Below are 571 nucleotides of genomic sequence, written 5' to 3' on the forward strand. Positions count from 1 at the left end.
CCGCACCGGCGCGCGGGTATACCCTGTGGGCGTGGGTACGGCGGTAGGTAGCAAGATTCCGACGGCCAGCGGCGGCTTCGTGCTGGATGGCCGGGGCCAGCCGGCCCTGACGCGGCTGCGCGAGGCCCCACTGTTGCAACTGGCGGCCCAGACGGGCGGGCAGTACTTTGCCCTGAATAACCAAACCAACGGCTTCGAGCCGCTGCTGCGCGCCCTGCGGGCCATGCAGGGCCCGGCCGAGCAGGTGCGCACCGTGGCGGTGGCCGACAATCGTTACCGTTACCCGCTGGCCGCCGCGCTACTGCTGCTGGCAATGGACGTAGCACTGACCATTACCGTAATTAAGCCATGAAAGCGGCGGCTCTCCTGCTTATCGTATTGAGTGTACCGGGGCTGCGGCTGCTGACGATGGTGCGCGACCGCAACGTGGCCGTGGCCGATGCGACGGCGGCCTACCGCCGCGGCGAGGATTTGGTAGCAGCCCGCTATTTCGAGAATGCCCTGGCCACGGCCCGCCCCCGCGCCACCCCCGACCCACGGCTGCTGCTGAACCTAGGGCACGCGCAAACCC

The 571-nt window shown here is 68.7% G+C and carries 1 protein-coding gene and 1 pseudogene; both read left to right on the forward strand.

All coding sequences use genetic code 11. The features are described from left to right. Nucleotides 1–352, forward strand: a pseudogene (locus ACYVDE_RS25750) (aerotolerance regulator BatB); the annotation flags it as partial. Further along, nucleotides 349–571 (forward strand): hypothetical protein (locus tag ACYVDE_RS25755; RefSeq protein ID WP_460504345.1); only part of this gene is annotated, 223 nt, incomplete at its 3' end. The pseudogene ACYVDE_RS25750 and the gene ACYVDE_RS25755, both read left to right, overlap by 4 nt.

This window comes from Hymenobacter agri (assembly GCF_054778495.1).